This is a genomic window from Sediminivirga luteola (assembly GCF_014639315.1).
Taxonomy (GTDB): domain Bacteria; phylum Actinomycetota; class Actinomycetes; order Actinomycetales; family Brevibacteriaceae; genus Sediminivirga; species Sediminivirga luteola.
Genome location: NZ_BMFY01000001.1, coordinates 60,030 through 85,570 on the forward strand (window position 1 = coordinate 60,030; position 25,541 = coordinate 85,570).

The window sequence follows — 25,541 nt, forward strand, 5'->3', positions numbered from 1 at the left end:
GAACACGCTGACAAGAGCGCCGGACGGGTGCCGCCATACTGGCGAGCCCCGATCCGGCACTGGTCTGCATGAGGCGGTTTCCCGGACGGGGAGCCGCCTCACTGCGTCTGCCCGGTCCGGGCACCCCGGAACGGACGACGACTGGAGGGGGCTGTTCCTTACGGGTTTCGGCTCAGAGTGAAACGGGCAATACACGGCGGCCCAGGCTGGTTAGCATCAAAGAATCTTCTAGGAGGGTGCAATGTTCGAACGGTTCACTGACCGCGCCAGGCGAGTCGTCGTGCTCGCACAGGAGGAAGCCAAACTCCTGAAGCACAACTACATCGGCACCGAGCACATCCTGCTGGGCCTGATCCACGAGGGCGAGGGCGTCGCCGCCAAGGCGCTGGAGTCGCTCGGCATCTCCCTCGAGCAGGTCCGCGAGCAGGTCCAGGAGATCATCGGCCAGGGCCAGCAGACCCCCGATGGTCACATTCCCTTCACGCCCCGCGCCAAGAAGGTCCTCGAGCTGTCGCTGCGTGAGGCGCTGCAGCTGGGGCACAGCTACATCGGCACCGAGCACATCCTGCTCGGCCTCATCCGCGAGGGTGAGGGCGTCGCCGCCCAGGTGCTGGTGAAGCTCGGCGCTGACCTCGGCCGGGTCCGTCAGCAGGTGATCCAGCTGCTGTCCGGCTACCAGGGCAAGGAACCGGCCGCTGCCGGAGCGCGCGAGGAGGGCACTCCCTCCGGTTCGCTGGTGCTCGACCAGTTCGGCCGCAATCTGACCGCCGCCGCCCGCGAGGGCAAGCTCGACCCTGTCATCGGCCGCACCGACCAGATGCAGCGGGTCATGCAGGTCCTGTCCCGGCGGACCAAGAACAACCCCGTGCTGATCGGTGAGCCCGGCGTCGGCAAGACCGCGGTGGTGGAGGGCCTGGCCCAGTCCATCGTCCGCGGCGACGTCCCTGAGACGCTCAAGGACAAGCAGCTCTACACGCTGGACCTGGGCTCGCTCGTGGCCGGCTCCCGCTACCGCGGCGATTTCGAGGAGCGCCTGAAGAAGGTGCTCAAGGAGATCCGCACCCGCGGTGACATCATCCTGTTCATCGACGAGATCCACACCCTCGTCGGTGCCGGTGCCGCCGAGGGCGCCATCGACGCCGCCAGCATCCTCAAGCCGATGCTGGCCCGCGGCGAACTGCAGACCATCGGCGCGACCACGCTGGACGAGTACCGCAAGCACATCGAGAAGGACGCCGCGCTGGAGCGCCGCTTCCAGCCGATCCAGGTCCCCGAGCCCTCGCTGGCGCACGCCATCGAGATCCTCAAGGGCCTGCGCGACCGCTACGAGGCACACCACAAGGTGACCATCACCGACGGTGCGCTGGCGGCGGCCGTGACGCAGTCCGACCGGTACATCAACGACCGCTACCTGCCGGACAAGGCCATCGACCTGATCGACGAGGCCGGTGCCAAGCTGCGCATCGCCCGGCTCTCCTCACCGCCGGACATCAAGGAGCTCGACGACCAGATCGACGAGGCGCGCCGGGCCAAGGAGGCCGCGATCGACGCGCAGGACTTCGAGAAGGCCGCGGGTCTGCGCGACAAGGAGAAGAAGCTCATCCAGCAGAAGGAGAACCGGGAGCGCGAATGGCGCACCGGCGGGCTGGACACCGTCGCGGAGGTGAACGAGGAACTCGTGGCCGAGGTGCTCGCCATGGCCACCGGCATCCCGGTGTTCAAGCTCACGGAGGAGGAGTCCTCCCGCCTGCTCCGGATGGAGGACGAGCTGCACAAGCGGATCATCGGCCAGGAGGACGCGGTCAAATCCATCTCCCGCGCGATCCGCCGTACCCGCGCCGGGCTGAAGGACCCCAAGCGGCCCTCCGGCTCGTTCATCTTCGCCGGGCCCACCGGCGTCGGCAAGACCGAGCTGGCCAAGGCGCTGGCGGAGTTCCTGTTCGGCGACGAGGACGCGCTCATCCAGCTGGACATGTCCGAGTACGCGGAGAAGCACACCGTCTCCCGGCTGTTCGGTTCGCCTCCGGGCTACGTCGGTTACGAGGAGGGCGGCCAGCTGACCGAGAAGGTGCGCCGCAAGCCGTTCTCCGTGGTGCTGTTCGACGAGGTGGAGAAGGCCCATCAGGACATCTTCAACTCGCTGCTGCAGATCCTTGAGGACGGTCGCCTGACCGACTCCCAGGGCCGGATGGTGGACTTCAAGAACACCATCATCATCATGACCACCAACCTCGGCACGCGGGACATCGCCAAGGGCCAGCAGCTCGGCTTCCAGGTGGAGGGTGACACCACCACCAACTACGAGCGGATGAAGGCCAAGGTGAACGACGAGCTCAAGCAGCACTTCCGGCCGGAGTTCCTCAACCGCGTGGACGACACGATCGTCTTCCCGCAGCTGAAGAAGGACGAGATCATCCAGATCGTCGATCTCTTCCTCAAGCGGCTGAGCGAGCGGCTGGCGGACCGGGGCATGAGCATCTCGCTCACGCAGGAGGCCAAGAACGTCCTGGCCGACCGGGGTTACGATCCCGTCCTGGGTGCCCGGCCGCTGCGCCGCACCATCCAGAACGAGATCGAGGACCAGCTCTCCGAGCGCATCCTGTTCGGCGAGCTGAACTCCGGTCAGCACGTGAAGGTCGATGTGGAGGGCTCCGGCACGGACTCCCGCTTCACCTTCGAGGGCGTGGAACAGGAGAAGGTCCCGGTGGCCGTCGGTGCCGACTCCGGTGACGAAGCAGCCGGCGGTGGCGCGCTCGGCGGGGGTTCCATCACTGCGGGCGCTGCCGGGCACGGCGGTGAGGGCGGCGCGGCCGGCGGCCCCGACGACGGGCTCTCCGGCGGTGCAGCCAAGGTCGGCTGAGGGAGTAGTCATGGGTGAGACGACACGGCCGGCCGGGCCGCAGGGGGTTTCCCCTGCGGCCCGGTCCGCCGCGGCCGGACGGCCGCCGAAGGTCCGCGATGCGGATAAGACGAAACTGGCGGGCGCCGACGGGCGCATCGCCGACGAGGACTCCGGCGAGAAAGCGCAGCCGGAGGACTCCTCCGAGGGTTCGTCCGGCGCCGACTCCGGCGACGAGGCCGACGACGAAGACGACTCCGGGTCCTGGCCCGCGGGCCGGGGACACCACGTGGTGACGCCCCTCCGCCGGGGTGGCGGCGCGACCGGCGGTGCCGGTTCCCGCGTCACCGCCCCGGCGTCCGCCGGCCGGGCCGGGCACGCGCCGTCGGCCACGGCGACGGAACAGCCGGTGACGGTGCGCAAGGCCGTCGTCGCGGATATCCCCCGCATCTTCGATCTGGTGGCGCCGATGGCGGAGTCACGCCTCCTGGTGGCCAAGGAGAAGGTGGCCTACTACGAGAGCGTGCAGGAGTTCCGCGTCGCGGAGGTGACCGGTGCCGACGGCGCACCGGTTCTGGTCGGCTGCGCGGCTCTGCATGTGATGTGGAGCGATCTGGCCGAGGCGCGCACCGTGGCCACGCACCCGCAGTACCGCGGGCTGGGCATCGGCAAGGCCCTGATGGAACAGCTCTTCGCCGACGCCCGGGAACTGGGCGTCAAGCGGATCTTCTGCCTGACCTTCGAGACGGAGTTCTTCTCCCGCCTGGGCTTCGAGGAGATCGAGGGTACCCCGGTCGAGCCGGAGGTCTACATGCAACTGCTGCGCTCGCACGACGAAGGCGTGGCCGAGTTCCTGGATCTGGCAAGGGTCAAGCCCAACACTCTCGGCAACAGCCGCATGCTCAAGTACCTCTGAGCGTCCCGTCCGGCGTGCTCCGCTCCGGCAGGACCCGGTCGCCGGTATCCCGGCGTCTGCTGAGGCCCGCCGCCGGGAGAGGGATCAGACCAACTGGACAGGCGGGCCGTAGCGGCCTACGTGGACATCCGCGGTGAGGAGCGTGACGCCTTCATCTCGGGCCTGAGCGACGAGGAGCCGGTCGAACGGGTCTTTGTGGAGCATGGGGAGCCCTGAGACGTTGGCCGTGTGCGCCCCAGTCACGGGCAGCTCGTGGTAACCCGCCTCAAGCAGGGCCCGGTCAGTCCGGGAGGGTGAGGCCTTCCGGGTTCTCCTGGGCCAGCCGGTCGCCGATGAGTCCCGTCACGATCCGGTCCATCCGCGCCGGGTCGGGGTTCAGTCTGCGCAGCCGGGCCAGTGCCTCGAGCTGGGACTCTGTCAGGCTCTCCGGGACCGAAGCCGTACCCTCCCGCCCGGAGACGAGCAACCCCCGCGGGACTGCGGCGTCACCCGCGCGGAGCACCGCCAGGACCGCCCCGCGCAGCTGCCGGTCGGTGCCGTGCCACGTCTGCTTGCGCACGGTGGGTGCCTCGGCTCCCGGTCTTCCGGCCGCCAGCCAGGTGCAGTCGGCGGCCAGCGGGCAGGCCGTGCAACGGGGTGAGCGTGCGGTGCACACCAGGGCGCCGAGTTCCATCAGACCCGCGTTCCAGCGCACCGATACCGCTTCGTCCTCTGGGACGAGGGCCGCCGCCCACCGGTACTCGGTGCGGCTGAGCGCCGGGGGCGGCGCGGCCTCTCCCCGGGCTGCGCGGGCCAGCACCCGGCGGATATTCGTGTCCAGCACGGTGCTGCGCCGGCCGTGCGCAAAGGCCGCGACGGCCGCCGCCGTGTACTCGCCGATGCCGGGCAGCGCGCGCAGTTCCGCCTCGTCCTCCGGAACCTTCCCGCCGTGCCGTGCGGTGATCGCGGCTGCAGCCTCTTTCAGCCGCAGCGCCCGCCGCGGGTACCCCAGCCGGTCCCAGGCGCGCAGCACGTCCCCGGTCGGCGCAGCGGCCAGGTCCGCCGGTGCCGGCCAACGGCGCATCCAGTCCTCCCAGCGGGGCAGCACCCTGACCACAGGGGTCTGCTGCAGCATGATCTCGCTCACCAGCACGCCCCACGGGGTGCAGTCCGGCCGCCGCCAGGGAAGGTCCCTGGCCTCGGCGGCGAACCACCCGGGGATCAGCGCCTGCCACCGTCGCAGGGTTCCCGGTCCGGGGCTGTCCCAACGGACGGACGGGTTGAGCGTTGACGAGTTCGGCATGCGGTCCCTGTTGCGGAGTGTCTGTTAGGTGGCTGTGCTGGCAACAATCTACAGTCGAAGCGAGATGACGACGCAGCCCCCTTCCTCCGCCGATCGCTCCCGCCGCGCACCACGCTCCGGGGGTGACCCGGCGCGCCATACGGCGCCGTACCGCGCCCCGCGCAGCCGGGCCGCCGAGGGCGGGACCGAGGGACGTGCCGCCGGGCGCCGCCCGGCCTCACCGGGGAAGGCATTGGGGAAAGCGCAGCCCAGACAACAAGGCGGCTCGGGCGCGGGTGGCCGGCGTCCGCGCTCGGCCGGCGGCGAGACGGCCGCAGGCCCCTCACGGTCACCGAACCGCGGCACCGGCCGGTCGCGCACGAGTGCCGCGCGCAGCGGCTCCGGGGGAGGCGGGCGTCCCCCGGGCGGTCATGGGCGTGGCGGTCCGGGCGGTCCGGGTGGACCACAGGGGCCGAGGCGTCCCTCCGGCGGTCCTCCCGCGCGGTTGCCGAAGTCCGTCTACATCCGCCGGCGGATCATCGTCGGCGCCCTGGCCCTGCTCGTACTGGCTGGCCTGGTCACCGGTGGCGTCTTCGCCGTGCGGGGCGTCATCGGGCTGATCCAGGGAACCGGCGCCGAGCCGGTCGCGGAAGCCGACGCCGCCGGCGAAGCCCAGGCAGGGGAGCAGAGCGCCGAGGCCACCCCCGAGCCCAGCCCGGAACCCGGCGAGGACGAGGGTGAGGCCGGTGACGGTGAGGCGGCCGAGCCGACCGAGACCTGCGCGGAGGACAGCGTGCAGGTGACTGCCCGCACCGACAAGGGCGAATACGCCGAGGGGGAGAACCCCGCCCTGGAGCTGGTCGTGGCCACGGACGCCGAGCAGGCCTGCCTGATCGACGTCGGCACCGCTCAGCAGGAGTTCATCGTCAACCGCGACGGCGAGCAGGTGTGGAGTTCCGCGGACTGCTACGACGTGGACGCCGACCGCGACACGGCGCGGGTGATGGAGCCGTTCGAACCCGAGCAGGAGCGGCGCGCCGTGATGGAATGGCCGCGCATCCCGTCCGAGCAGGGCTGCCCCGCCGTCGACGAGGAAGCCGGGCCCGGTGAGTACGAACTGGTCGTCGTGCTCGGGCGGACGGAGAGCGAACCGGTGAGCTTCACGCTCGAATGAGCGCCCGCCGGCTCATGTGGCGAGTCAGGCGCGGCGAGGCGTATGCGGTGCGCGTGTCCGGCCGGGGGCGAGGTGCTGGCGCCCATGTCCCGTGCAGGGTCGCTTGTGCTGGTGCCACCGGAAGCGGAACGCCGGGTGGTCTGCGTAGAATCAACGCATGAGCGCTCTCGCAGAGAATCAGCCGTGGATCGAGCTCAATGACGGCACGACCCTCCCGGCGATCGGCTTCGGCACCTACCCCCTCTTCGGGCGCGGCGGCACGGAGGCCGTCTCCAACGCCCTGCAGGCCGGCTACCGCCTGATCGACACCGCCTACAACTATGAGAACGAGGGCACCGTCGGCGCTGCCCTCGCCGCCAGCGGGCTCGACCGCGGCGCCTACCGCGTCCAGAGCAAGCTCGCCGGCCGGTATCACGAGTACGACAAGGCCATCGCCGCCACCGAGGAGTCCCTCATGCGGCTGGGCCTGGATTACCTGGACTCGCTCATCATCCACTGGCCCAATCCCATCGCGGGCAAGTACGTGGAGGCGTGGCGCGCGCTGGTCGAGCTCAAGGAGCGAGGGCTGGTCCGTTCCATCGGCGTGAGCAACTTCGAGCCCGAGCACCTGGAACGCGTCATCGAGGCCACCGGCGTGGTCCCCGCGGTGAACCAGATCGAGCTGCACCCGTACTTCGTCCAGTCCCATCTGCGGGAGGTCCATGCGACCTTGGGCATCGTCACGCAGGCGTGGCGGCCGCTGGGCAAGCGGAATCCGGCCTATCACGAGGAGCCGGTCGCGGCCGCGGCCGCGGCGCATGGCGTGAGCCCGGCGCAGGTGATCCTCCGCTGGCACATCCAGTTGGGCGTGCTGCCGCTGCCGAAGTCCGCCACCCCCGAGCGCCAGCGGAGCAACCTGGACGTGTTCGGCTTCGAGCTCAGCGCGGCGGAGGTCGAGGCCATCTCCGCGCTGGACTCGCCCGAGGGTCGTAGCCCGGGCCTGGACCCCAACTCCCACGAGGAGTTCTGACGCCCGCCTGACGCCTGCTGCGGTCCGTTTCCGGCCCGCCGGAGCGGTGGTCCGCCGGAGGCGCGGCGGCTGACGGTGGTCCGCTCCCGGCCCGCGGTCCGCCGGAGGCGCGGCGAGGAGAGCGAGGCTGCGGCGCTGTCCGATCCGGTGCCTGTATCGTGCATCGGGCGGGGATCGGCGCGCGCCGGTTCCGCCGGATCCCAGCGTTCGTGTCGTGCGGTTGCCTGGTCCCTCAGCCCGCATTCACGACCTCACGGGGAAGCGCGTCCTGGCCGGCGCGGTAGCTCTGGCGTGGACGCAGCGCCGCGTGATGTCCGTGCCCGGCTCTAGAGTGGAGCATCATGGCGAAGACGATGTTCCTGTGCTCCGAATGCGGCTGGACCACGCCCAAGTGGGTGGGCCGCTGCGGTGGCTGCCAGTCCTGGGGGACGATGGCGGAGACCGGCGGGGTGACCCAGTCGCGCACCCGCGCCGTGCGCCCGTCCTCCGCCGCGCAGCCCATCGCGGAGGTGGACGCCAACACGGCGCAGGCCCTCGGCACCGGGGTGGACGAGCTGGACCGCGTGCTCGGCGGCGGCATCGTGCCCGGAGCCGTGGTGCTGCTCTCGGGAGAGCCCGGGGTCGGGAAGTCGACGCTGCTGCTGGACGTCGCCGCGCGTTTCGCCCGTACCGGCCGGAAAGTCCTCTATGTCTCCGGCGAGGAGTCCGCCGGGCAGATCCGGTTGCGTGCCCAGCGCATCGGCGCCCTGGCGGACCTGCTGTACCTCTCGGCGGAGACGGATCTGGGCACCGTGCTGGGCATGATCGAGGCGGAGCAGCCCGAACTGCTCATCGTCGACTCGGTGCAGACCCTGGCCTCCGCCGATGTCGAGGGCGTGCCAGGCGGCGTGACCCAGGTCCGGGAGGTCGCCGCCGGCATCATCCGCGCCGCCAAGTCCAAGGGCGTGGCGACCCTCCTGGTCGGGCACGTCACCAAGGACGGCCAGGTCGCCGGGCCCAGGCTGCTGGAGCACCTGGTGGACGTGGTGTGCTCCTTCGAAGGGGAGAAGCACTCCCGGCTGCGCACGCTCAGGGCGGTGAAGAACCGCTTCGGCCCCACGGACGAGTTCGGCTGCTTCGATATGACGGAGAACGGCATCATCGGCCTCGCCGACCCCTCCGGGCTGTTCCTCTCCGCCACCGAGGATCCCAGTCCCGGTACGTTCCTCGGCGTGACGCAGGAGGGCCGGCGCCCCATGGTGGTGGAGGTGCAGGCCCTGCTGACGCCGCCGGCCTCCGGGCCGCCCCGGCGGGCCGTCTCCGGTGTGGAGAACGCCCGGACGGCGATGATCCTCGCGGTGCTCAACAAGCACGTGGGGCTGGACATCCTGGGCAAGGACGTTTTCGCCGCGACGCTGGGCGGCGCGAAGGCGGTGGAGCCGGCGTTCGATCTGGCGTTGTGCCTGGCTCTCGTCTCGGGGCTGAGCGGGAAGCCGCCGCGCCGGCGTACCGTCGCCATCGGCGAGATCAGCCTCTCCGGGGAGATCCGCACCGTGCCGGGCATCGAATCGCGGCTCTCCGAGGCGTTCCGGCAGGGCGTGACCCACGCGATCGTCCCGCGCGGCGCCATGGAGGGCACGCGCAAGCCGAGGGGCATGGCGGTCCGCGAGGCGCAGAGATTACAAGATGCGATCAATTCCGGCGTGCTGAGCGACACTGCGCCGTCCGTCTCCCTAGACTCGAATCACGCCTGAGCGCGGGCACCCCGCCCGGAGGAATCAAGGCACAGACCACGATCGCGGGCGACGCCCGCCACGGACGATGAGGGAACAGGTGCGCACGACTCTGCTGGCTGGCATCGCCGAGGGCAGCCTCTCGGCGCAGCAGGCGACCGAGGAGCTCATGCGGCAGACGCTCGCCGCCGTCGCCCCCGGAACGGAACTGCGGGACGGCCTGGAGCGCGTCCTGCGGGGCGGCACGGGCGCCCTCATCGTGCTGGGCACCTCCTCCACCGTGGAGTCGATCAGCACCGGCGGCTTCCCCATCGACGTGGAATTCACCGGCACGCGCCTGCGGGAACTCGCCAAGATGGACGGCGCCGTGATCCTCGACCGCCGTGCCAGGACGATCCTGAAAGCCGGGGTGCAATTGCATCCCGCGCCGTCCATCCCCACGCGCGAGTCCGGCACCAGGCACCGCACCGCCGAGCGGGTGGCCAAGCAGACCGGCTTCCCCGTCATCACGGTCAGCCAGTCGATGCAGATCGTCCAGCTCTACGTGCACGACCGCCGGCACGTCCTGGAGAACACCACCAAGATCCTCGCCCACGCCAATCAGGCGCTGGACACGCTGGAACGGTACAAGACCCGCCTGGACGAGGTGACCGATGCCCTCACCGCGCTGGAGATCGCAGGCCGGGCCACCGCCGCCGACGTCCTGCAGGTGGCCCAGCGGCAGGAGATGGTGCGGCGCATCTCCGCGGAGATCAGCTCCTACATCATCGAGCTCGGCACGGACGGCCGGCTGCTCACGCTCCAGCACGAGGAACTCGTCGGCGGGTTCAGCACTGCCCGGACCCTGCTCATCCGCGACTACCTGGGCCAGCTTCCCCGGCAGCACTCGGTCGAGGGCGTCAAAGCCATCCTGGCGAGCCTGGACAGCAGCGAACTGGTGGATGTGGCCGCGGTCGCCCGGGCGCTGGGCATCCCGGCCACCGCGGAGACCCTGGACGCGGCCGTCTCACCCAGGGGCTACCGGTTCCTCCAGCGGGTGCGCAGGGTGCCCGAGGCGGTGATGGAGCGGGTCGTGGAACACTTCGACGACTTCCAGACCCTGCTGCGGGCCGGCCTGGAGGAACTGCGCGTCATCGAGGGCGTCGGGGAATACCGCGCCCGGCTGATCAGCGAGGGCATCACCAGGCTCGCCTGGCACGACGCCGAGCGGTTCTGACAGCGCGCCCTCTCGACCCCGGTTGCGGCTCGCGCCCGGCGGAAGCAACCGGGGCCAGCAGCCGCAGCCGGGACCGGGGGCTGGAAGAGCTCAGAGGAACTCGACGCCCTGCGCCAGCGGCAGTTCCCCGGAGTAGTTGACCGTGTTGGTGGCCCGGCGCATGTACGCGCGCCAGGCGTCGGAGCCGGACTCCCGGCCGCCACCGGTCTCCTTCTCCCCGCCGAACGCCCCGCCGATCTCCGCGCCGGAGGTGCCGATGTTCACATTCGTGATGCCGCAGTCGGACCCCTCGATGAACCGCTCGGCCTCGGCCAGATCCGAGGTGAAGATCGCCGATGACAGTCCCTGCGGGACCTCGTTGTTCAGCGCGATCGCCTCGTCCAGGTCCTCGTACTCGACCACGTACAGGATCGGCGCGAACGTCTCCTCCCGCACGATCTCCGTCTGCCCGGGCATCCGCACCACCGCCGGTTCGACGTACCAGGCGTCCGGTGCCTCGTCGGCCAGGACCCGGCTCCCCCCGCACAGCACCTCGCCGCCCTGCTCCACGGCGGCCTTCAGCGCGTTCTGCATCGCCTGATGGGAGTTCTCGTCGATGAGCGGCCCCACCAGCACGCCCTTCTGCTCGGGGGCGCCGATGCCGAGGGTGCCGTAGGCGGCGACGATCCGGTCCGTCAGCTCGGCCGAGATGTCCTTGTGCACGATCAGCCGCCGCAGCGTCGTGCACCGCTGGCCGGCGGTCCCGGCGGCGGCGAACACCACACCGCGCAGCGCCAGCTCCAGGTCCGCGCTGGGAGCCACGACGGCGGCGTTGTTGCCGCCGAGCTCCAGCAGGACCTTCCCGAAGCGTTCTGCCACCCTGGGCCCCACCGCGCGGCCCATCCGCACCGAACCGGTCGCCGAGAGGAGCGCCACGCGAGGATCGTCGACCAGCAGCCGGCCGCCGTCGGCGCCCGCGGCGATCACGCTGTTCAGGCCCTCGGGAGCCCCGACCTCCCGCGCGGCCCGCGCCAGCAGCGCATCGGCGGCCAGTGAGGACAGCAGCGTCTTCTCCGAGGGCTTCCACACCACCGCGTTGCCGCACACCAGGGCGAGCGCCGTGTTCCACGAGTACACCGCGACGGGGAAGTTGAAGGCGCTGATGACGCCGACGACCCCCAGCGGATGCCAGGTCTCCATCAGACGGTGCCCGGGCCGCTCCGAGGGCATGGTCCGGCCGTAGAGCTGCCGGGACTGGCCCAGCGCGAACTCGCAGATATCGATCATCTCCTGCACCTCGCCGGCCGCCTCCGAGGGAGTCTTGCCCGCCTCGATGGTCACCAGCGTGGCCAGGTCCGCCTTGTGCTCGGCCAGCAGCCGCCCCCACCGGGCCACGAGCTGTCCCCGCTCGGGCGCCGGCACCCGCCGCCAAGCCAGGAATGCCTGCTGCGCCGCATCGAGCGTGGCGTCGATGTCGTCCGGCGAGTCCGCCGGCAGCTGGCCGAACGTCCCGCCGTCGATGGGGCTGCGCAGCGGCAGGCTCCCGGCCGGGCCCGGCTGCCGTGCCGTGAGCGCGTCCAGATCCGCGCCGCAGGCGGCCAGCGCGGCGGCGGCACGGCTGCGGATCTCATCGGTCGTGGGAATGGCCATGATGTCGGTCTCCTTTGTCTGTCGGGTCGTACGGTTCATGCAGGTGCGGTTCATGCAGGGTGCGCGAATGCGCGGGGCTCGTGCGGCGCGCGGACGCCGGGGCGATCGGACGCAGCGCGGCGGCTTGGCGAGGACCGGCCGGCGGCGGAGCCGGAAGAGGGCGGCTCGGCACAGACACCACGGCCCGGCCCGGTCCGGCCACTGGGCAGCCTCAGACGATGTTCAGCTCGGGCCGTTCCACCCCCTCGGTGAACCGCTCCGCGGACAGACCCGACACATCCACCCAGGGCGGGCGTGCCGCGTAGAGATCGGCCATCACCTCGCCGATGCCAGGTCCCATCAGGAAGCCGTGCCCGGAGAACCCGGCTGCGTACAGGAACCGGAACCCGTCGTCGTCGGCGTGCTCGCCGACCAGGGCGTTGTGGTCCGGGGTCATCTCGTACAGGCCGGCCCAGCCGGAAGCCACATCGATCTCGGAGAGCCCGGGGAAGCGCTCGGCGATCAGCTCGGCGGTGTCGGCCAGCCACTCGTCGCTGCGCCGCGGTTCGAAACCCCAGGTGGGTTCCCGCTCCGGCGCTCCGATGAGCAGGCCCGCGCCCTCGCGGTGGAAGTACAGCGAGGTGGCGAAGTCGATTGTGAAGGGCAGCGCCGGATCCAGATCCGGCAGCGGGCCGGTCACGAGGATCTGCCGGCGCAGCGGACGGACCGGCAGCGGGACGCCGAAGGCATCGCCGATGGCGGCCGACCACGCCCCGGCAGCGCAGACGACGGCGGCCGCCTGGATCGTCCCGGCGGAGGTGCGCAGCGCACGCCGGCCCGATCCCGGCTCCGCTTCGCCGGCACCTTCGAAGCGGCAGCCGGTGACGATGCGCACGCCCTGCCGACGGGCGGCCGCGGCCAGCCCGAGGACGACCGACTCCGGCGTGCAGTGCCCGTCGCGCGGGTGGAACGCGGCTCCCAGGACGTCCATGCCGGCAGAGGGCGCCAGCCGGCGCGCCTCGCTGGCATCGAGCATCCTGCTCTGCACGCCCATGCTGTTCTGCAGGGCGACGTTCTGCTCGAAGCTGGCGAGCGCCCCGGGCTCGTCGATCAGGAACAGGTAGCCGCACTGATTCAGGTCGATCTCCTGGCCGAAGTCCTGTGCGAAGGACTCGAAGACCTCCAGCCCGCGCAGTCCCAGGGCGATGTTGATCTCATCCGAGAACTGGGCGCGGACCCCGCCCGCGGCCCGGCAGGTGGAACCCGAGCCGAGCTGAGCCTGCTCCAGCAGGACGACGTCTCTGACCCCGTCAGCGGCCAGCCGATGAGCGATGGACAGGCCCATGATCCCGCCCCCGATGATGACGACCTCGGCGCTTGCCGGCAGCTCCATGCGGCACCCCCTTCAGCAGAGCCGGTAGTGATGTGTGTCACTATCGAAACCCGGCCGGCGTGTTCAGCACCAGCGATGTAATGTGAATGAACCCATCAGCTTCACTGAACTGTTGCCGGGGCGCACGCGAGAGGAGTGCCGCTGCGCGCGACGGGTGCGCGCGACGGTCGAAGCGAGCCCTGTGCGTGCGCGCCGGATGACGGCGGATGCGCGCGGGCCCGGCCGGGCTGGGTGGCGGAGGGGGAGAGCGGAGAATGGCCGAACTGACGATGCAGGGGGTGCGCGTGGACTGGACCTTGACGCAGCTGCGGACCTTCGTGGCCGTGGCCGACGCCGGGTCGATGTCCCGCGCCGCGCAGCTCCTGGGTTACACCCCGGGCGCGGTGTCACAGCACATGGCGGCGCTGCGCAAGGCCGCGCAGCACGAGCTCTTCGTCAAGGACGGCAGGCACCGGCGGCTGACGGAGGCAGGGGAGACGCTGCTGCAGCACGCCCGCGCGATCTTAGCGGCGGAGGCGCGGGCCAGCGAGGCCATGTCGCCGATGAGCGAGTCCCCGCAGGTGGCCGTGACGGTGGGGGTCTTCGGCTCGGTGGCGGCGGCCTGCGCGGCTCCGCTGATGGCGCAGCTCACCCAGCGGCACGGTTCTTCGTCGGCGGTCCGGCTCCGTGAGATCGACGTGGACGGCATCCCGCAGGCGGTTCTGGAGGGCACGGTGGACGTGGCCCTGGCACTCGACTACCCGGACGCCCGGCGCGCCCCGCAGCGCGGGCTGCGCTCGCAGACGGTGCACCGGGAGGAGTTCAGCGTGGTGGCTTCGTGCACGCATCCGCTGGCTCGCTGGGCGGTGAAGAACGGCAATGGCGGTCGGGCCGATGAACCGGCGCCAACCGCGTCCCAGGCGGGCGACGACGCGGCCGCCGGCGCGGGCGAGGCGGCTCCGGCGGCGGAGGGAAGCAGCGGCGCGACGGCACCGTGCGGCGCGGACAAGGCTGAACGGCTCCTCTGGGCCAGGCTGGCCGACGCCCACTGGATCCTCCCGCCGGTCGACACCGCCTTCGGCCGCGCGACCCGGATCGCCTGCTCGGTCAACGGCATGGAGCCGGCAGAGCGGCACATCGTCGTGGACTCCGCGCTCGCGCTCGGCCTGGTGGCCGACGGCCTGGGGATCACCCTGGCAACGCCGCTCATGCTCCGGATGCAGCCCGCCGCCGTCCGGCGGGACCTCGTGACCATCCCGCTGAACGTGCCGGCCATGCGGGAGATCGTGCTGATCACCCGGGCCGCCGATGCGGGGCGCCGCGGGATCGGCGCGGTCACGGACGCCCTCGTGCAGACCGCCCCCTGGGAGTGAGGCGCTGCCTGAGATGCGGCCTATCGCTCCCCCGGCTCCTCGCCGGTCGCCACCGGGCGGTCCGGGTCGGAGGACCACTCGCTCCAGGAGCCCGGGTACAGCGCCGCCTCCTTGCCGGCGACCGCGAGTGCGAGCACGGTGTGGGTCGCGTGGATTCCCGAGCCGCAGTAGGCGCCGGCCGGCGCCTCGTCCGTGACGCCGAGGCCGGCGTAGCGCTCGCGCAGCTGCTCCGGGGGCAGGAAGGCGCCGTCCCGGCCCAGATTGCCTTCGCCCGGCGCGTTCACGGCACCGGGGATGTGGCCGGCGACGGGATCGATGGGCTCGGTCTCCCCGCGGTAGCGTTCCGGGGCCCGCGCGTCCAGGAGCACGCCGGTGCGCGCCATCTCCTCGGCGGCATCGGCGTCCAGCACCGGCATGGCGCCGTACCGGAGCGTCACGTCCCCGGGTTCGGGACGGTGCCCGGGGCCGGTCTCCAGCGGCAGGCCCGCGGCGCGCCATGCGCTCAGCGCGCCGTCGAGCACCCGCACGTCCTCCAGGCCGGCGTGGCGCAGCAGCCACCACGCCCGGGCCGCCGACGACCCGCCGGCATCGTCGTAGGCGACGACCGTGTCGCCGGGGCGGATGCCCCATCCCCGCGCGTTCTCCTGCAGGCGCTCCACTGGCGGAATCGGGTTGCGCCCGCCGCTGGTGGCGCCGGGGTCGGCGAGTTCGGTGGGCAGGTCCACGAAGACCGCGCCGGGCAGGTGCCCGGCGGCGAAATCCTCTCGGCCGTCGGGCTTGCCCAGTTGCCAGCGCACATCGAGCAACCGCACGGGCGCTCCCTCGCGCAGCAGCGCGTGCAGGTCCGAGGGGGTGATGAGGTGGCCGGAGGTGCCCGGCCCGTTCGTGAGGCTCATGCGGAACTCCCTTCGTCTCCTGCAGGCTACCGGACCGGGGTGCCCGCGGCTGCCGGAGTCGGGACTTCCACATGTGCACGGAACGCGTCTCTGGCCGAGACCGAGACGAAACCAAGGGTCAGGGAAGTTCCGCACGTGCACGGGGCCGTTGTCCGCAGGGGCGCCCCGTGGCTGCCGGGGGCGGGACCTGCCACGAGGAGAGATGTGTTTGTCCGCAGGGGCGCCCCGTGGCTGCCGGGGGCGGGACCTGCCGCGAGGTGTGTTCTGAGGCGTGCTCGGCACGGGAGCGCCGCGGGGGAGGTCGCCCCGAGTATCGCCTGCGATGTCGTGAGCACGATGCGGTGCCCCCGCCAGCCGGGTGAAGCAGCGAGCCAGCCTGGCAGTGGCCTCCGGGCTGTCTCGCCACGTGCTCCCGAGGCCGGCGCCGGCGTCCGTGCTTGTTCTGAACCCGGCGCTTGTTCTGAACCCGGCGCAGAGCTTCAGGCGCGCCGGAACCCCGGGCTGCGCGGGCCGCTCCGGTATATTCGCGGCCATGAGCAGAACCGCACTGGACTACGGCGACGCCTGGTTCGAGCCGGATGAGTTCGACGAGGTACGCCGCCGCCTGCCGATCGCCTACGTCAACGCGGTTCCGGTCCGGGTGGGGCCGGACGGGCAGCTGGAGAAGGTCGGCCTGCTGCTGCGCAGCATGGACGACGGCTCACTGGGCCGCGAGCTCGTCAGCGGGCGGATCCGCTATCACGAGACGGTGCGCTCGGCGCTGCTGCGCCACGTCGAGAACGACCTGGGCCCGATGGCGCTGCCCCAGGTGCCGGTGTCCCCGCAGCCGTTCACCGTGGCCGAGTACTTCCCCACCCGTGGCGCGGCCGCGCTGCACGATCCGCGGCAGCACGCCATCGCCCTGTGCTACATCCTTCCCGTGGGCGGCGAATGCACGCCCCGCCAGGATGCCCTGAGCCTGGACTGGCTCAGTCCGGCCGAGGTCATGAGCGACGGCATCCGCGAGGAGATGCGGCACGGACAGGACCGTGTCCTCGCCCAGGCGCTCGCGCATCTGGGCGAGCTGCCCTGAAACTCGCATCTGGGCGAGCTGCCCTGAAACACAGCGGGTCGCTGCGACCGAAGCGCCGCGTCGCCGGCCTCGACCGATCGAAGCGTGAGGGCAATTCCCACGGCTGTTTCGAATTCCCGCCGCTGATCACGAGGGGATTCTGGAAACAGCCGTGGGAAGCTGGGCGTGCCTGCGCCGTGAGGCGGCACTGGGGCGCCGGGCCGGGTCCGCGAGACGTGCTGTGAGCGCGGCACTGCGGTTCCCGGACGGTCTTCCGGCGGCCGAGGCGCTGGGGTTCCCGGCTGTCGCTCGGAGGAGCGTGCCTGGGCGTGCCCGCGCCATGAGGCGGCACTGGGGCGTGCCTGCGGCGCTGGGCGAGGCGTGCTGCCAGCCGGGGGCTGCGGTGCCGCCGGCGAGACGTGCTGTGAGCGTGGCACTGCGGTTCCCGGACGGTCTCCGGGCCGCGCGATGCATCCCGACTGGCGCCGGCACCCCCGCAAGGGGGAGAATGTATCTTGATGACAAGGTTTTTCGTTCCGCGGCTGCCGTGCCGGGTTCTGTGGCGCATAAGCTAGGAACGGATCTCGCAGCTGGAGACACCCGTGCCGTGCACGCCGGTCCTACCGGACCCGGGTGAGCACGGCACAGGAGCGGCAGGGCGACCAGCCGTGGTCTTGGGCTCTCGGCCAATGGTGACCGCAGGTCGAAGGCAAAGGACGCTCCCGCTCGACCGTCACGACCCCATAAGGAGACCCCATGATCGAGCACGAAGTCCGGACCTACAAGAGCTCCGAGAACCTCCCGCGCGAGGAGCAGCTGGCCTGGAAGATCGCGTCCGTCGCGACCGACCCCGTCGAGGTCGAGGCCGAGGTCACCGATATGGTGATCAACCGCATCATCGACAACGCGGCGGTCGCCGCCGCCTCCGTCCGCCGTTCGGCCCCGACGCACGCCCGCGAGCAGGCGCAGGCGCATCCCACCGAGCCGGGCGCGCCCGTCTTCGGCCTGGCGGTCCACGAGACCGTCTCGCCCGAATGGGCCGCCTGGGCAAATGGCGTGGCGGTGCGCGAACTCGACTTCCACGACACGTTCCTGGCCAAGGAATACTCCCACCCCGGCGACAACATCCCGCCGATCCTGGCCGTGGCCCAGCACAAGGGCATCGGCGGCAAGGCCCTCGTCAACGCCATCGCCACCGGCTACGAGATCCAGGTGGACCTGGCCAAGGGCATCTGCCTGCACGAGCACAAGATCGACCACGTCGCCCACCTGGGCCCCTCCGCCGCAGCCGGCATCGGCGCTCTCCTGCAGCTGCCCACCGAGGTGACCTACCAGGCCGTGCAGCAGGCGCTGCACGTCACCACGGCCACCCGCCAGTCCCGGAAGGGCGAGATCTCCTCCTGGAAGGCCCATGCCCCCGCGTTCGCCGGGAAGATGGCCGTGGAGGCCGTGGACCGTGCCATGCGCGGCGAAGGCGCGCCCTCGCCGATCTATGAGGGTGAGGACGGCGTCATCGCCTGGATCCTCTCCGGCCCCGAGGCCCGCTACACCGTGCCGCTGCCGGGTCCGGGAGAGGCCAAGCGCGCCATCCTGGAGACCTACACCAAGGAGCACTCCGCCGAGTACCAGAGCCAGGCGCTCATCGACCTCGCCCGGAAGCTGGGCGGTCAGATCGAGGACGTCTCCGCGATCGAGAAGATCACCATCCACACCTCGCACCACACCCACTACGTGATCGGCACCGGCTCCAACGACCCGCAGAAGATGGATCCGACGGCCTCCCGGGAGACCCTCGACCACTCGATCATGTACATCTTCGCGGTCGCCCTGCAGGACCGCGAATGGCACCACGAGCGCTCCTACGCCCCCGAGCGCGCCGCCCGGCCGGACACGGTCGAGCTGTGGCACAAGATCGTCACCACCGAGGACCCGGAATGGACCCGGCGGTACCACTCCACCGACCCGGACGAGATCGCCTTCGGCGGCCGCGTGGTCGTGGAGTTCAAGGACGGCAGTGTCCTGGAGGACGAGATCGCCGTCGCCGACGCCCACCCGCTGGGCGCCAAGCCGTTCGCCCGTGAGGACTACATCCGCAAGTTCCGCACCCTCGCCGAGGGGATCGTCGCCCCGGCCGAGCAGGACCGCTTCCTGGAGCTGGTGCAGCGCCTGCCGGAGCTCTCCGGCACGGAGGTGCGCCAGCTGTCCTTCGCGGTCGAGGGCTTGGAGCACACAGGTTCGAAGGGGATCTTCTGATGCTCGGAGCCACCACCACCGCGGCCGAGCGCCGCGCGAAGTTCCGGGAACTGCTGGGCGGTGATCAGATCGTCCAGTTCCCCGGCGCCATCAACCCGCTCAACGCCCAGCTGATCGAGCAGACCGGCTTCGAGGGCGTGTACATCTCCGGCGGGGCGTTCTCCGCCGCGCAGGGCCTCCCGGACATCGGGCTGACCACGCTCACGGAGGTGGCCCAGCACGGCAGGGCGATCGCCGGCGTGACCAACCTGCCTACCCTCATCGACGCCGACACCGGCTGGGGCGAGGCCATGAACGTGGCCCGTACCGTGCAGGTGCTCGAGGACGCCGGCCTGTCCGGCGCCCACTTCGAGGACCAGGTGAACCCCAAGCGCTGCGGGCACCTGGACGGCAAGGAAGTCGTGTCCACCGGCGAGATGGTCAAGCGGATCTCCGCCGCCGCGAAGGGCCGCCGGGACCCGAACTTCGTGATCGCCGCACGCACCGACGCCCGCGCCGGGGAGGGGCTGGAAGCCGCCATCGACCGGGCCAAGGCCTACACCGACGCCGGCGCCGACCTGATCTTCCCGGAGGCGATGCGCGATCTGAGCGAGTTCGAGGCCTTCGCCAAGGCCGTGGACGTGCCGATCCTGGCGAATATGACGGAGTTCGGCAAGAGCGAGCTGTTTACCACCCGCCAGCTGGCCGACGCCGGCGTGCGGCTCGTCATCTATCCCGTCACCACGCTCCGCCTGGCGATGGGCGCCATCACGGAAGGGCTTCGGACCATCCGGGAGACCGGCACCCAGGAGAGCCTGGTGCCGAAGATGCAGACCCGCGCGGACCTCTACGAGGCGATCGACTACGAGGCCTACAACGAGTTCGACTCGGCCGTGTTCAACTTCTCCCAGGAGAACCACCGCTGACCCTCGACGGCGTCCGCCGCGCGGCCCACGCGGGCCGGGGCGGGGGCGTCGAGCGGGAACGGCTGAACCGGCCATCCGGTGCCACGGCGCTCCAGCGGTGCGGCACAGTGACGAAGGAGGCATTGCAATGACGCAAGACGAGAAGATCTACAAGGGCCTGGCCGGCGTCGTCGTCGACACGACCGCCATCTCCAAGGTCGTGCAGGAGACCAACTCCCTGACCTACCGCGGCTACCCGGTGCAGGAACTCGCCGGCGCCGTGAGCTTCGAGGAGGTCGCCTACCTCATCTGGCACGGCGAGCTGCCCACGGCCTCGCAGCTGGAGGAGTTCACCGCCAGGGAGCGCGCCCAGCGCGCGCTGGACCCCAAGGTCAAGGACCTCATCCTGAGCCTGCCCGCCGACACGCACCCCATGCACGTGGTGCAGGCCGCCGTGGCGTACATCGGCGGACTCGACCCGGACGCGGAGGTGGAGACGCCGGAGGCCAATCTGGCCAAGGCCGAGCGGCTGTACGCGCAGCTGCCCGCGATCGTCGCGCTCGATCATCGCCGCCGGCACGGGCTGGACGCGGTGGATCCGGACCCGGAGCTCGGCTACTCGGCGAACTTCTTCAAGATGACGTTCGGTGAGGTGCCGGAGCAGGCCACCGTCGACGCCTTCGACATCTCGATGATCCTGTACGCCGAGCACTCCTTCAACGCCTCCACGTTCACCGCCCGGGTGATCACCTCCACCACCTCGGACCTGTACTCCGCGGTGGCCGGCGCCATCGGCGCGCTCAAGGGCGCCCTGCACGGCGGCGCGAACGAGGCGGTCATGGCGACCCTGGAGGAAGTCGGCTCGGTGGAGAACGTCAAGCCCTGGCTGGACAAGGCGCTGGGCGAGAAGCGCAAGGTCATGGGCTTCGGGCACCGGGTGTACAAGAACGGCGATTCCCGCGTGCCCACCATGCGCAAGGCCTTCGAGGCGATGGCCGAGGCCAAGGGCGCCACGGAGCTGCTGGACCTGTACAACGCCTTCGAGGAGGAGTTCGTCTCCCGCAAGGGCATCTACCCCAACCTGGACTACCCCTCGGGTCCGGCGTATCACCTGATGGGCTTCGACACGCAGGCGTTCACGCCGATCTTCGTGATGAGCCGGATCACCGGGTGGACCGCGCACATCTTCGAACAGCAGGCCAGCAACGCCCTGATCAGGCCGCTGAGCGCCTACAACGGCGTGGACCAGCGGCCGGTCCCGGCGCGCGAAGGCTGACGTCCCGTGGGACCGGTGGGATCGCCGCCGGGCGGCGTCGATGACGGGGGCCGCCCGGACGATGCCCTCGGCACGGACGTCCCCGGCATCCTGCGTGCCGGCCGGCTGCCCGCCGATGCGCTGCTCACCGCGGGCCTGCGCCTGCGGACCGAGAGCGTGCGGGCGGCCGATGCCGGTGCCGGCGACGGCGCCGATGCGGGGTCCGGGGCCGCGGGGGCGGACGAGGACGTCGTGGCGACGCTCGTCTTCGACCGGCCGGACAAGCTGAACGCGCTGCCGGTCGCGCTCTGGCGCGCGCTCCCGGAGATCCTGCGGGAACTCGACGCCCGGCGGGATGTGCGGGCGCTCGTCCTCGCCGGCGCGGGGGAGAACTTCTCCTCCGGCTCCGACATCGCCGAGCTGCCCGCGGACATCGCGGAGTTCTGGGAGGTCAATGCGAGCGCGCTCGGTGCCCTCCACGCGGTGCGGGTGCCCACCATCGCGGCAGTGCGCGGGGTGGGCATCGGCGGCGGCACGGAACTCGCCGCGGCCTGTGATATCCGCATCGGTCAGCCCGGAGCGCGCTTCGGCATTCCCGCCGCACGCCTGGGCCTGGTCTACCCGCCGGGGCCGACCCGTGCGCTGGCGGAGCTGATCGGTCCTGGCCGCGCCCGGTACCTCATCCTGACCGGGGAGATCATCGACGCGGATCAGGCGCTCGCATTCGGGCTGATCGACGAGATCGCCGATGACGCGCTGGCCCGCGCGATGTCCCTGGCCAGGCGCGTGGCGGGCCTCTCGGACCTCTCCCAGCAGGGCGCCAAGCGCATCCTGGCGGGCGAGGACATCGAGGCGCCGCCGCTGGCCGGGGCGTTCCGGTCCCAGCTGGAGGGCGCGCGCCGGGCGTTCGCGATGAAGGAAAGACCCGTCTTCGGCTTCCGCCGCCAGGACTGGCCGGGCTGAGCGGACGACGTTCCAGTCCGGGTGCTGTGGCGGCATCCCGCCCCGGAGACCGGGCAGTTCCGGCCGCCACCGCGGGGACGCCGTCCGCGGCGGGCAGACAGCGTCTCACCGGCTGGCGCGGTGCACGGCACAGCCCCGGAGATGCGTAGGGTGAAGACGGCTTGACCGCGCTTGAGGAGGGGTATGAACACACGGCTGGAGTCCGCATTCGTCCACGTGCTGAGGCGCAATCGCGGTGAGACCGAGTTCCATCAGGCGGTCAAGGAGGTCTTCACCAGCCTGACGCTGGTGGAGGAGCGGCATCCGGAGTTCGCGGACGCCGGGATCTTCGAGCGGTTGTGCGAGCCGGAGCGTCAGATCATCTTCCGCGTCCCGTGGCAGGACGACGAGGGCCGCGTGCACGTCAACCGCGGTTTCCGGGTGGGATTCAACTCCGCGATCGGCCCCTACAAGGGCGGCCTGCGGTTCCACCCGTCCGTCGACGCCGGGATCGTGAAGTTCCTCGGCTTCGAGCAGACGTTCAAGAACGCGCTCACCGGCATGCCCATCGGCGGCGGCAAGGGCGGCGCGGACTTCGATCCGCGCGGGCGCAGCGACGCCGAGGTGATGCGCTTCTGCCAGTCGTTCATGACCGAGCTGTACCGGCACCTGGGTGAGCACACGGATGTGCCGGCCGGTGACATCGGCGTCGGCGAACGCGAGCTGGGCTACCTGTTCGGCCAGTACAAGCGGATCACCAACCGCTACGAGTCCGGTGTGCTGACCGGCAAAGGCGTCTCCTGGGGCGGTTCCCTGGTGCGCAAGGAGGCCACCGGGTTCGGCGCGGTCTACTTCGCCCAGGCGATGCTGGAAGGGCAGGGCACCAGCCTGGACGGCAAGCGGATGGCGGTGTCCGGCTCCGGCAATGTGGCCATCTACGCCATCCAGAAGGCGCAGGAACTCGGGGCGCACGTGGTGGCCTGCTCCGACTCCTCGGGCACCGTCGTCGACGAGGCGGGCATCGACGTGGAACTGCTCAAGCAGATCAAGGAAGTCGAACGCGAACGGCTTTCCGCATACGCCGAGCGCCGCGACGGCGTGGAATACCGGGAAGGGGCGAAACCCTGGGACGTGCCGGTGGAGATCGCGCTGCCGTCCGCCACTCAGAACGAGCTGGACGCCGACGACGCCGCCAAGCTCGTGGCCGCCGGCGTCCGGGCGGTGGTCGAGGGCGCCAATATGCCCTGCACCCCCGAGGCCATCGCGGTGCTGCAGGAGGCCGGAGTGCTCTACGGCCCCGGCAAGGCCGCCAATGCCGGTGGCGTGGCGACCTCCGCGCTGGAGATGCAGCAGAACGCCAGCCGGGACTCCTGGGACTTCGAGTACACCGAGCAGCGCCTGCGGGACATCATGCGCCGCATTCACGAGCTGTGCGCCGAGACCGCCGACGAGTACGGCCGTCCGGGTGACTACGTGACCGGGGCGAACATCGCCGGCTTCCTCGCCGTGGCCCGCCCGATGATCGCCCAGGGCGTCATCTAGTCGCCCCTCGCGGCATCCGGCCGTCTCGCGATCCAGTCTTCAAGGGGCGTCCCTTCGACTGATCCGCGGCCCGTGCATTAGATTGACCTGCGTGCGCTTAGCAGTCCTCGACATCGGCTCGAACTCCGTCCACCTGCTCGTCGTCGACGCCCATCCAGGCGCCGCGCCGCTGCCGGCCACCTCGCACAAGGAGGTCATCCGGCTGGCGGAGCTGCTCGACGACGACGGCGCCGTGCGGGGAGAGGGCCGCAAGCGGCTGACGGCGTTCGTCGCGGAGGCGCTGGAGATCGCGCAGGATCAGGGCGCCGAGGAGATCATGGCCTTCGCCACCTCCGCCATCCGCGAGGCTGCCAACGGGCAGGAGGTCCTGGACCACGTCGAGAAGAAGACCGGCGTGAAGCTGCGGGTCCTCTCCGGTGACGACGAGGCCCGCATCACCTTCCTCGCTGCACGGCGCTGGTTCGGCTGGTCCGCGGGCCGGCTGCTGCTGCTGGACATCGGCGGCGGATCGCTGGAACTGGCGGCCGGCCAGGACGAGTATCCGGACGCGGCCTACTCCATCCCGCTGGGAGCCGGGCGCATGCACCAGCAGTTCCTCGCCCGTGAACAGCGCGCGGACCCGGCGGACGTCAAAGCCCTGAGCCGGTACGCCCGCGCCACCATCGGCCGCGTCGCCGGGCACATCAACCGGGTCGGCAGGCCGGACAACGTCGTCGCCTCCTCCAAGACCTTCCGGTCCCTGGCGAGGCTGGCCGGGGCCGCGCCCTCGGCTGAGGGGATCTACGTCCCGCGAAGCCTCAAGCACTCCGACCTGCCGGGCATCATCGACCAGCTCGCCGAGCGCACCCCCGCAGAACGCGCCGAACTCCCGGGAATCTCCCAGGCGCGCTCCGGTCAGGTGCTGGCCGGCGCCATCGTCGCCGAGGCGGCCTGCGCCATCCTGGGGATCGACGAGCTCGTCATCTCTCCGTGGGCGCTGCGCGAGGGCCTGATCATGCGCAAACTCGACAATCTGGACGATCCCGATCAGGACCCCGGTGAGATCGCCCCGGGCTGAGCGGCGGCCGGACAGGACAGTTCGGGCCTACGGTGAGACGGGCCTGCGGTGAGACGGGAATGTGTCGAATTGAGCGAGGCGACGGCAGCGACGAGGATATGACGCATGGGTGACAAGAAGAGGCACCGGCTGCTGGCCAAGAGCCAGGCGAAGCGCAATGCCCGCCGGATCCGTGAGCAGTACCTCCGCGGTGAGCCCTACGACCCGGGCATCCGGCACGTCTCCGACCATCCCATCCGCATCGGCCTGTCCACCTCTTCCGTCTACCCGATGACCGTCACGGAGGCCTTCGCGGTCGCGGCGGACCTGGGATACGACGGCGTCGAGGTGATGATCACCGGCGAGCGGGAGACGCAGGACGTCGACCACATCCGCGACATGGTCGAGCACTACCAGCTCCCGGTCATCTCCCTGCATGCCCCGACGCTGCTGGTCACGCCGCGGGTGCTGGGCAAGAACCACTGGCGGAAGCTGCTGGCGACCTGCGAGATGGCCAAGTCCGTCGGCGCCACCACCGTCGTGGTGCATCCGCCGTTCCGCTGGCAGGGCGGTTACGCGCATAACTTCGAGGCCGGGGTGCGCCGGGTCTCTCGCGGCACCGGGGTGACCCTGGCCGTCGAGAACATGTTCCCCTGGCGTGCCGGCGTGCGAGAGCTGATGATCTACCTGCCGCACTGGGACCCGGTGCCGCAGGACTACGACGCCGTCACGGTCGACTTCTCCCACGCCGCGACCGCCGGGGCGGACGTGATGGACATGATCCGGCGGCTCGGGCCCAGGCTGAAGCACATCCACCTCACCGATGGCGCCGGCTCCGTCAAGGACGAGCACCTCGTACCGGGGCGCGGCACGATGCCGGTGGCGGAGTCCCTCAGGTATCTTGCCGAGCACAACTGGGACGGCGATGTGGTCGTCGAGGTCAACACGCGTTTCGCCGCCTCCACCGCCAAGCGCGACGACATGCTGCTGGAGTCGCTGGAGTTCGCCAAGCGGCACCTGGGGATCGACGAGACCGGCGGCACGTTCCGCGAGGCAGAACCGGGCGCCTGACGCCCCGGGGGGCCGTGACGGACGCCTGGCCGTGGTCTGCCGGCGTCATCGGGCGCCGATGCGCGTGTGCCCGGGGCGGGTGGACGCTGGCCGTGGTCTGCCTGGGGCCTCGGGCCTAGATGCCCCTGTGC

The 25,541-nt window shown here is 71.0% G+C and carries 19 protein-coding genes; 15 read left to right on the forward strand and 4 right to left on the reverse strand.

The window, feature by feature from the left end:
• Nucleotides 1-241 precede the first annotated feature (241 nt).
• Nucleotides 242-2,860 (forward strand): ATP-dependent Clp protease ATP-binding subunit, encoded by a 2,619-nt coding sequence (locus IEW13_RS00260; RefSeq protein WP_188548923.1) that lies wholly within the window; start codon nucleotides 242-244, stop codon nucleotides 2,858-2,860.
• A gap of 10 nt (nucleotides 2,861-2,870) precedes the next feature.
• Nucleotides 2,871-3,755 (forward strand): amino-acid N-acetyltransferase, encoded by an 885-nt coding sequence (locus IEW13_RS17790; RefSeq protein ID WP_188548924.1) that lies wholly within the window; start codon nucleotides 2,871-2,873, stop codon nucleotides 3,753-3,755.
• A gap of 280 nt (nucleotides 3,756-4,035) precedes the next feature.
• Here IEW13_RS17790 and IEW13_RS00270 read toward each other — a convergent pair whose 3' ends face one another.
• Nucleotides 4,036-5,037: an iron-sulfur binding domain-containing protein gene (locus IEW13_RS00270; RefSeq protein WP_188548925.1), complete on the reverse strand. Its 1,002-nt coding sequence runs from the start codon at nucleotides 5,035-5,037 to the stop codon at nucleotides 4,036-4,038.
• Between the two features lie 484 nt (nucleotides 5,038-5,521).
• Between IEW13_RS00270 and IEW13_RS00275 the strand changes: the two genes are divergently transcribed.
• The 4 genes from IEW13_RS00275 (at nucleotide 5,522) to disA (ending at nucleotide 10,127) form a co-directional block, all read left to right on the forward strand.
• Complete coding sequence (locus IEW13_RS00275) at nucleotides 5,522-6,190, forward strand: hypothetical protein (RefSeq protein ID WP_188548926.1); 669 nt, start codon at nucleotides 5,522-5,524, stop codon at nucleotides 6,188-6,190.
• A 157-nt stretch (nucleotides 6,191-6,347) separates the two neighbouring features.
• Nucleotides 6,348-7,199 (forward strand): aldo/keto reductase, encoded by an 852-nt coding sequence (locus tag IEW13_RS00280; protein WP_188548927.1) that lies wholly within the window; start codon nucleotides 6,348-6,350, stop codon nucleotides 7,197-7,199.
• A gap of 341 nt (nucleotides 7,200-7,540) precedes the next feature.
• Nucleotides 7,541-8,932, forward strand: a complete 1,392-nt coding sequence (gene radA, locus IEW13_RS00285; protein WP_188548928.1) for a DNA repair protein RadA — start codon at nucleotides 7,541-7,543, stop codon at nucleotides 8,930-8,932.
• Nucleotides 8,933-9,011: 79 nt separating this feature from the next.
• Nucleotides 9,012-10,127 carry a DNA integrity scanning diadenylate cyclase DisA gene (disA, locus tag IEW13_RS00290; RefSeq protein WP_268235158.1) on the forward strand — a complete coding sequence of 372 codons (1,116 nt, stop codon included), beginning with the start codon at nucleotides 9,012-9,014 and terminating at the stop codon, nucleotides 10,125-10,127.
• A 90-nt stretch (nucleotides 10,128-10,217) separates the two neighbouring features.
• Here disA and amaB read toward each other — a convergent pair whose 3' ends face one another.
• Nucleotides 10,218-11,756 (reverse strand): L-piperidine-6-carboxylate dehydrogenase, encoded by a 1,539-nt coding sequence (amaB, locus tag IEW13_RS00295; RefSeq protein ID WP_188548930.1) that lies wholly within the window; start codon nucleotides 11,754-11,756, stop codon nucleotides 10,218-10,220.
• A 211-nt stretch (nucleotides 11,757-11,967) separates the two neighbouring features.
• Nucleotides 11,968-13,128, reverse strand: a complete 1,161-nt coding sequence (locus tag IEW13_RS00300; protein ID WP_188548931.1) for an NAD(P)/FAD-dependent oxidoreductase — start codon at nucleotides 13,126-13,128, stop codon at nucleotides 11,968-11,970.
• 254 nt (nucleotides 13,129-13,382) lie between these two features.
• On the opposite strand from IEW13_RS00300, the gene IEW13_RS00305 reads away from it, so the two are divergent.
• Entirely contained in the window at nucleotides 13,383-14,480 is a 1,098-nt protein-coding gene (locus IEW13_RS00305; RefSeq protein ID WP_188548932.1) for a LysR family transcriptional regulator, read from the forward strand.
• A 20-nt stretch (nucleotides 14,481-14,500) separates the two neighbouring features.
• Here IEW13_RS00305 and IEW13_RS00310 read toward each other — a convergent pair whose 3' ends face one another.
• Complete coding sequence (locus tag IEW13_RS00310) at nucleotides 14,501-15,376, reverse strand: sulfurtransferase (protein ID WP_188548933.1); 876 nt, start codon at nucleotides 15,374-15,376, stop codon at nucleotides 14,501-14,503.
• Nucleotides 15,377-15,908: 532 nt separating this feature from the next.
• Between IEW13_RS00310 and IEW13_RS00315 the strand changes: the two genes are divergently transcribed.
• From IEW13_RS00315 to IEW13_RS00350, 8 genes are all read left to right on the forward strand, one after another.
• Entirely contained in the window at nucleotides 15,909-16,448 is a 540-nt protein-coding gene (locus IEW13_RS00315) for a DUF4916 domain-containing protein (RefSeq protein ID WP_188548934.1), read from the forward strand.
• Nucleotides 16,449-17,183: 735 nt separating this feature from the next.
• Nucleotides 17,184-18,680 carry an MmgE/PrpD family protein gene (locus IEW13_RS00320; protein WP_188548935.1) on the forward strand — a complete coding sequence of 499 codons (1,497 nt, stop codon included), beginning with the start codon at nucleotides 17,184-17,186 and terminating at the stop codon, nucleotides 18,678-18,680.
• Nucleotides 18,680-19,585, forward strand: coding sequence for a methylisocitrate lyase (prpB, locus tag IEW13_RS00325; protein ID WP_188548936.1), 906 nt, complete (start codon nucleotides 18,680-18,682; stop codon nucleotides 19,583-19,585). Before IEW13_RS00320 ends, prpB begins: the two co-directional genes overlap by 1 nt.
• A 127-nt stretch (nucleotides 19,586-19,712) precedes the next feature.
• A complete protein-coding gene (locus IEW13_RS00330; protein ID WP_188548937.1) occupies nucleotides 19,713-20,840 on the forward strand; it encodes a bifunctional 2-methylcitrate synthase/citrate synthase in 1,128 nt (375 codons plus the stop codon).
• Between the two features lie 6 nt (nucleotides 20,841-20,846).
• The gene (locus IEW13_RS00335) at nucleotides 20,847-21,782 is read left to right on the forward strand and encodes an enoyl-CoA hydratase/isomerase family protein (RefSeq protein WP_188548938.1); all 936 of its coding nucleotides are present in this window, start codon (nucleotides 20,847-20,849) and stop codon (nucleotides 21,780-21,782) included.
• Nucleotides 21,783-21,965: 183 nt separating this feature from the next.
• Nucleotides 21,966-23,303: an NADP-specific glutamate dehydrogenase gene (gene gdhA, locus IEW13_RS00340; protein ID WP_188548939.1), complete on the forward strand. Its 1,338-nt coding sequence runs from the start codon at nucleotides 21,966-21,968 to the stop codon at nucleotides 23,301-23,303.
• 91 nt (nucleotides 23,304-23,394) lie between these two features.
• Nucleotides 23,395-24,360, forward strand: a complete 966-nt coding sequence (locus IEW13_RS00345) for a Ppx/GppA family phosphatase (protein WP_188548940.1) — start codon at nucleotides 23,395-23,397, stop codon at nucleotides 24,358-24,360.
• Between the two features lie 105 nt (nucleotides 24,361-24,465).
• Nucleotides 24,466-25,410, forward strand: a complete 945-nt coding sequence (locus IEW13_RS00350) for a sugar phosphate isomerase/epimerase family protein (protein WP_188548941.1) — start codon at nucleotides 24,466-24,468, stop codon at nucleotides 25,408-25,410.
• The last annotated feature ends 131 nt before the right edge of the window (nucleotides 25,411-25,541 follow it).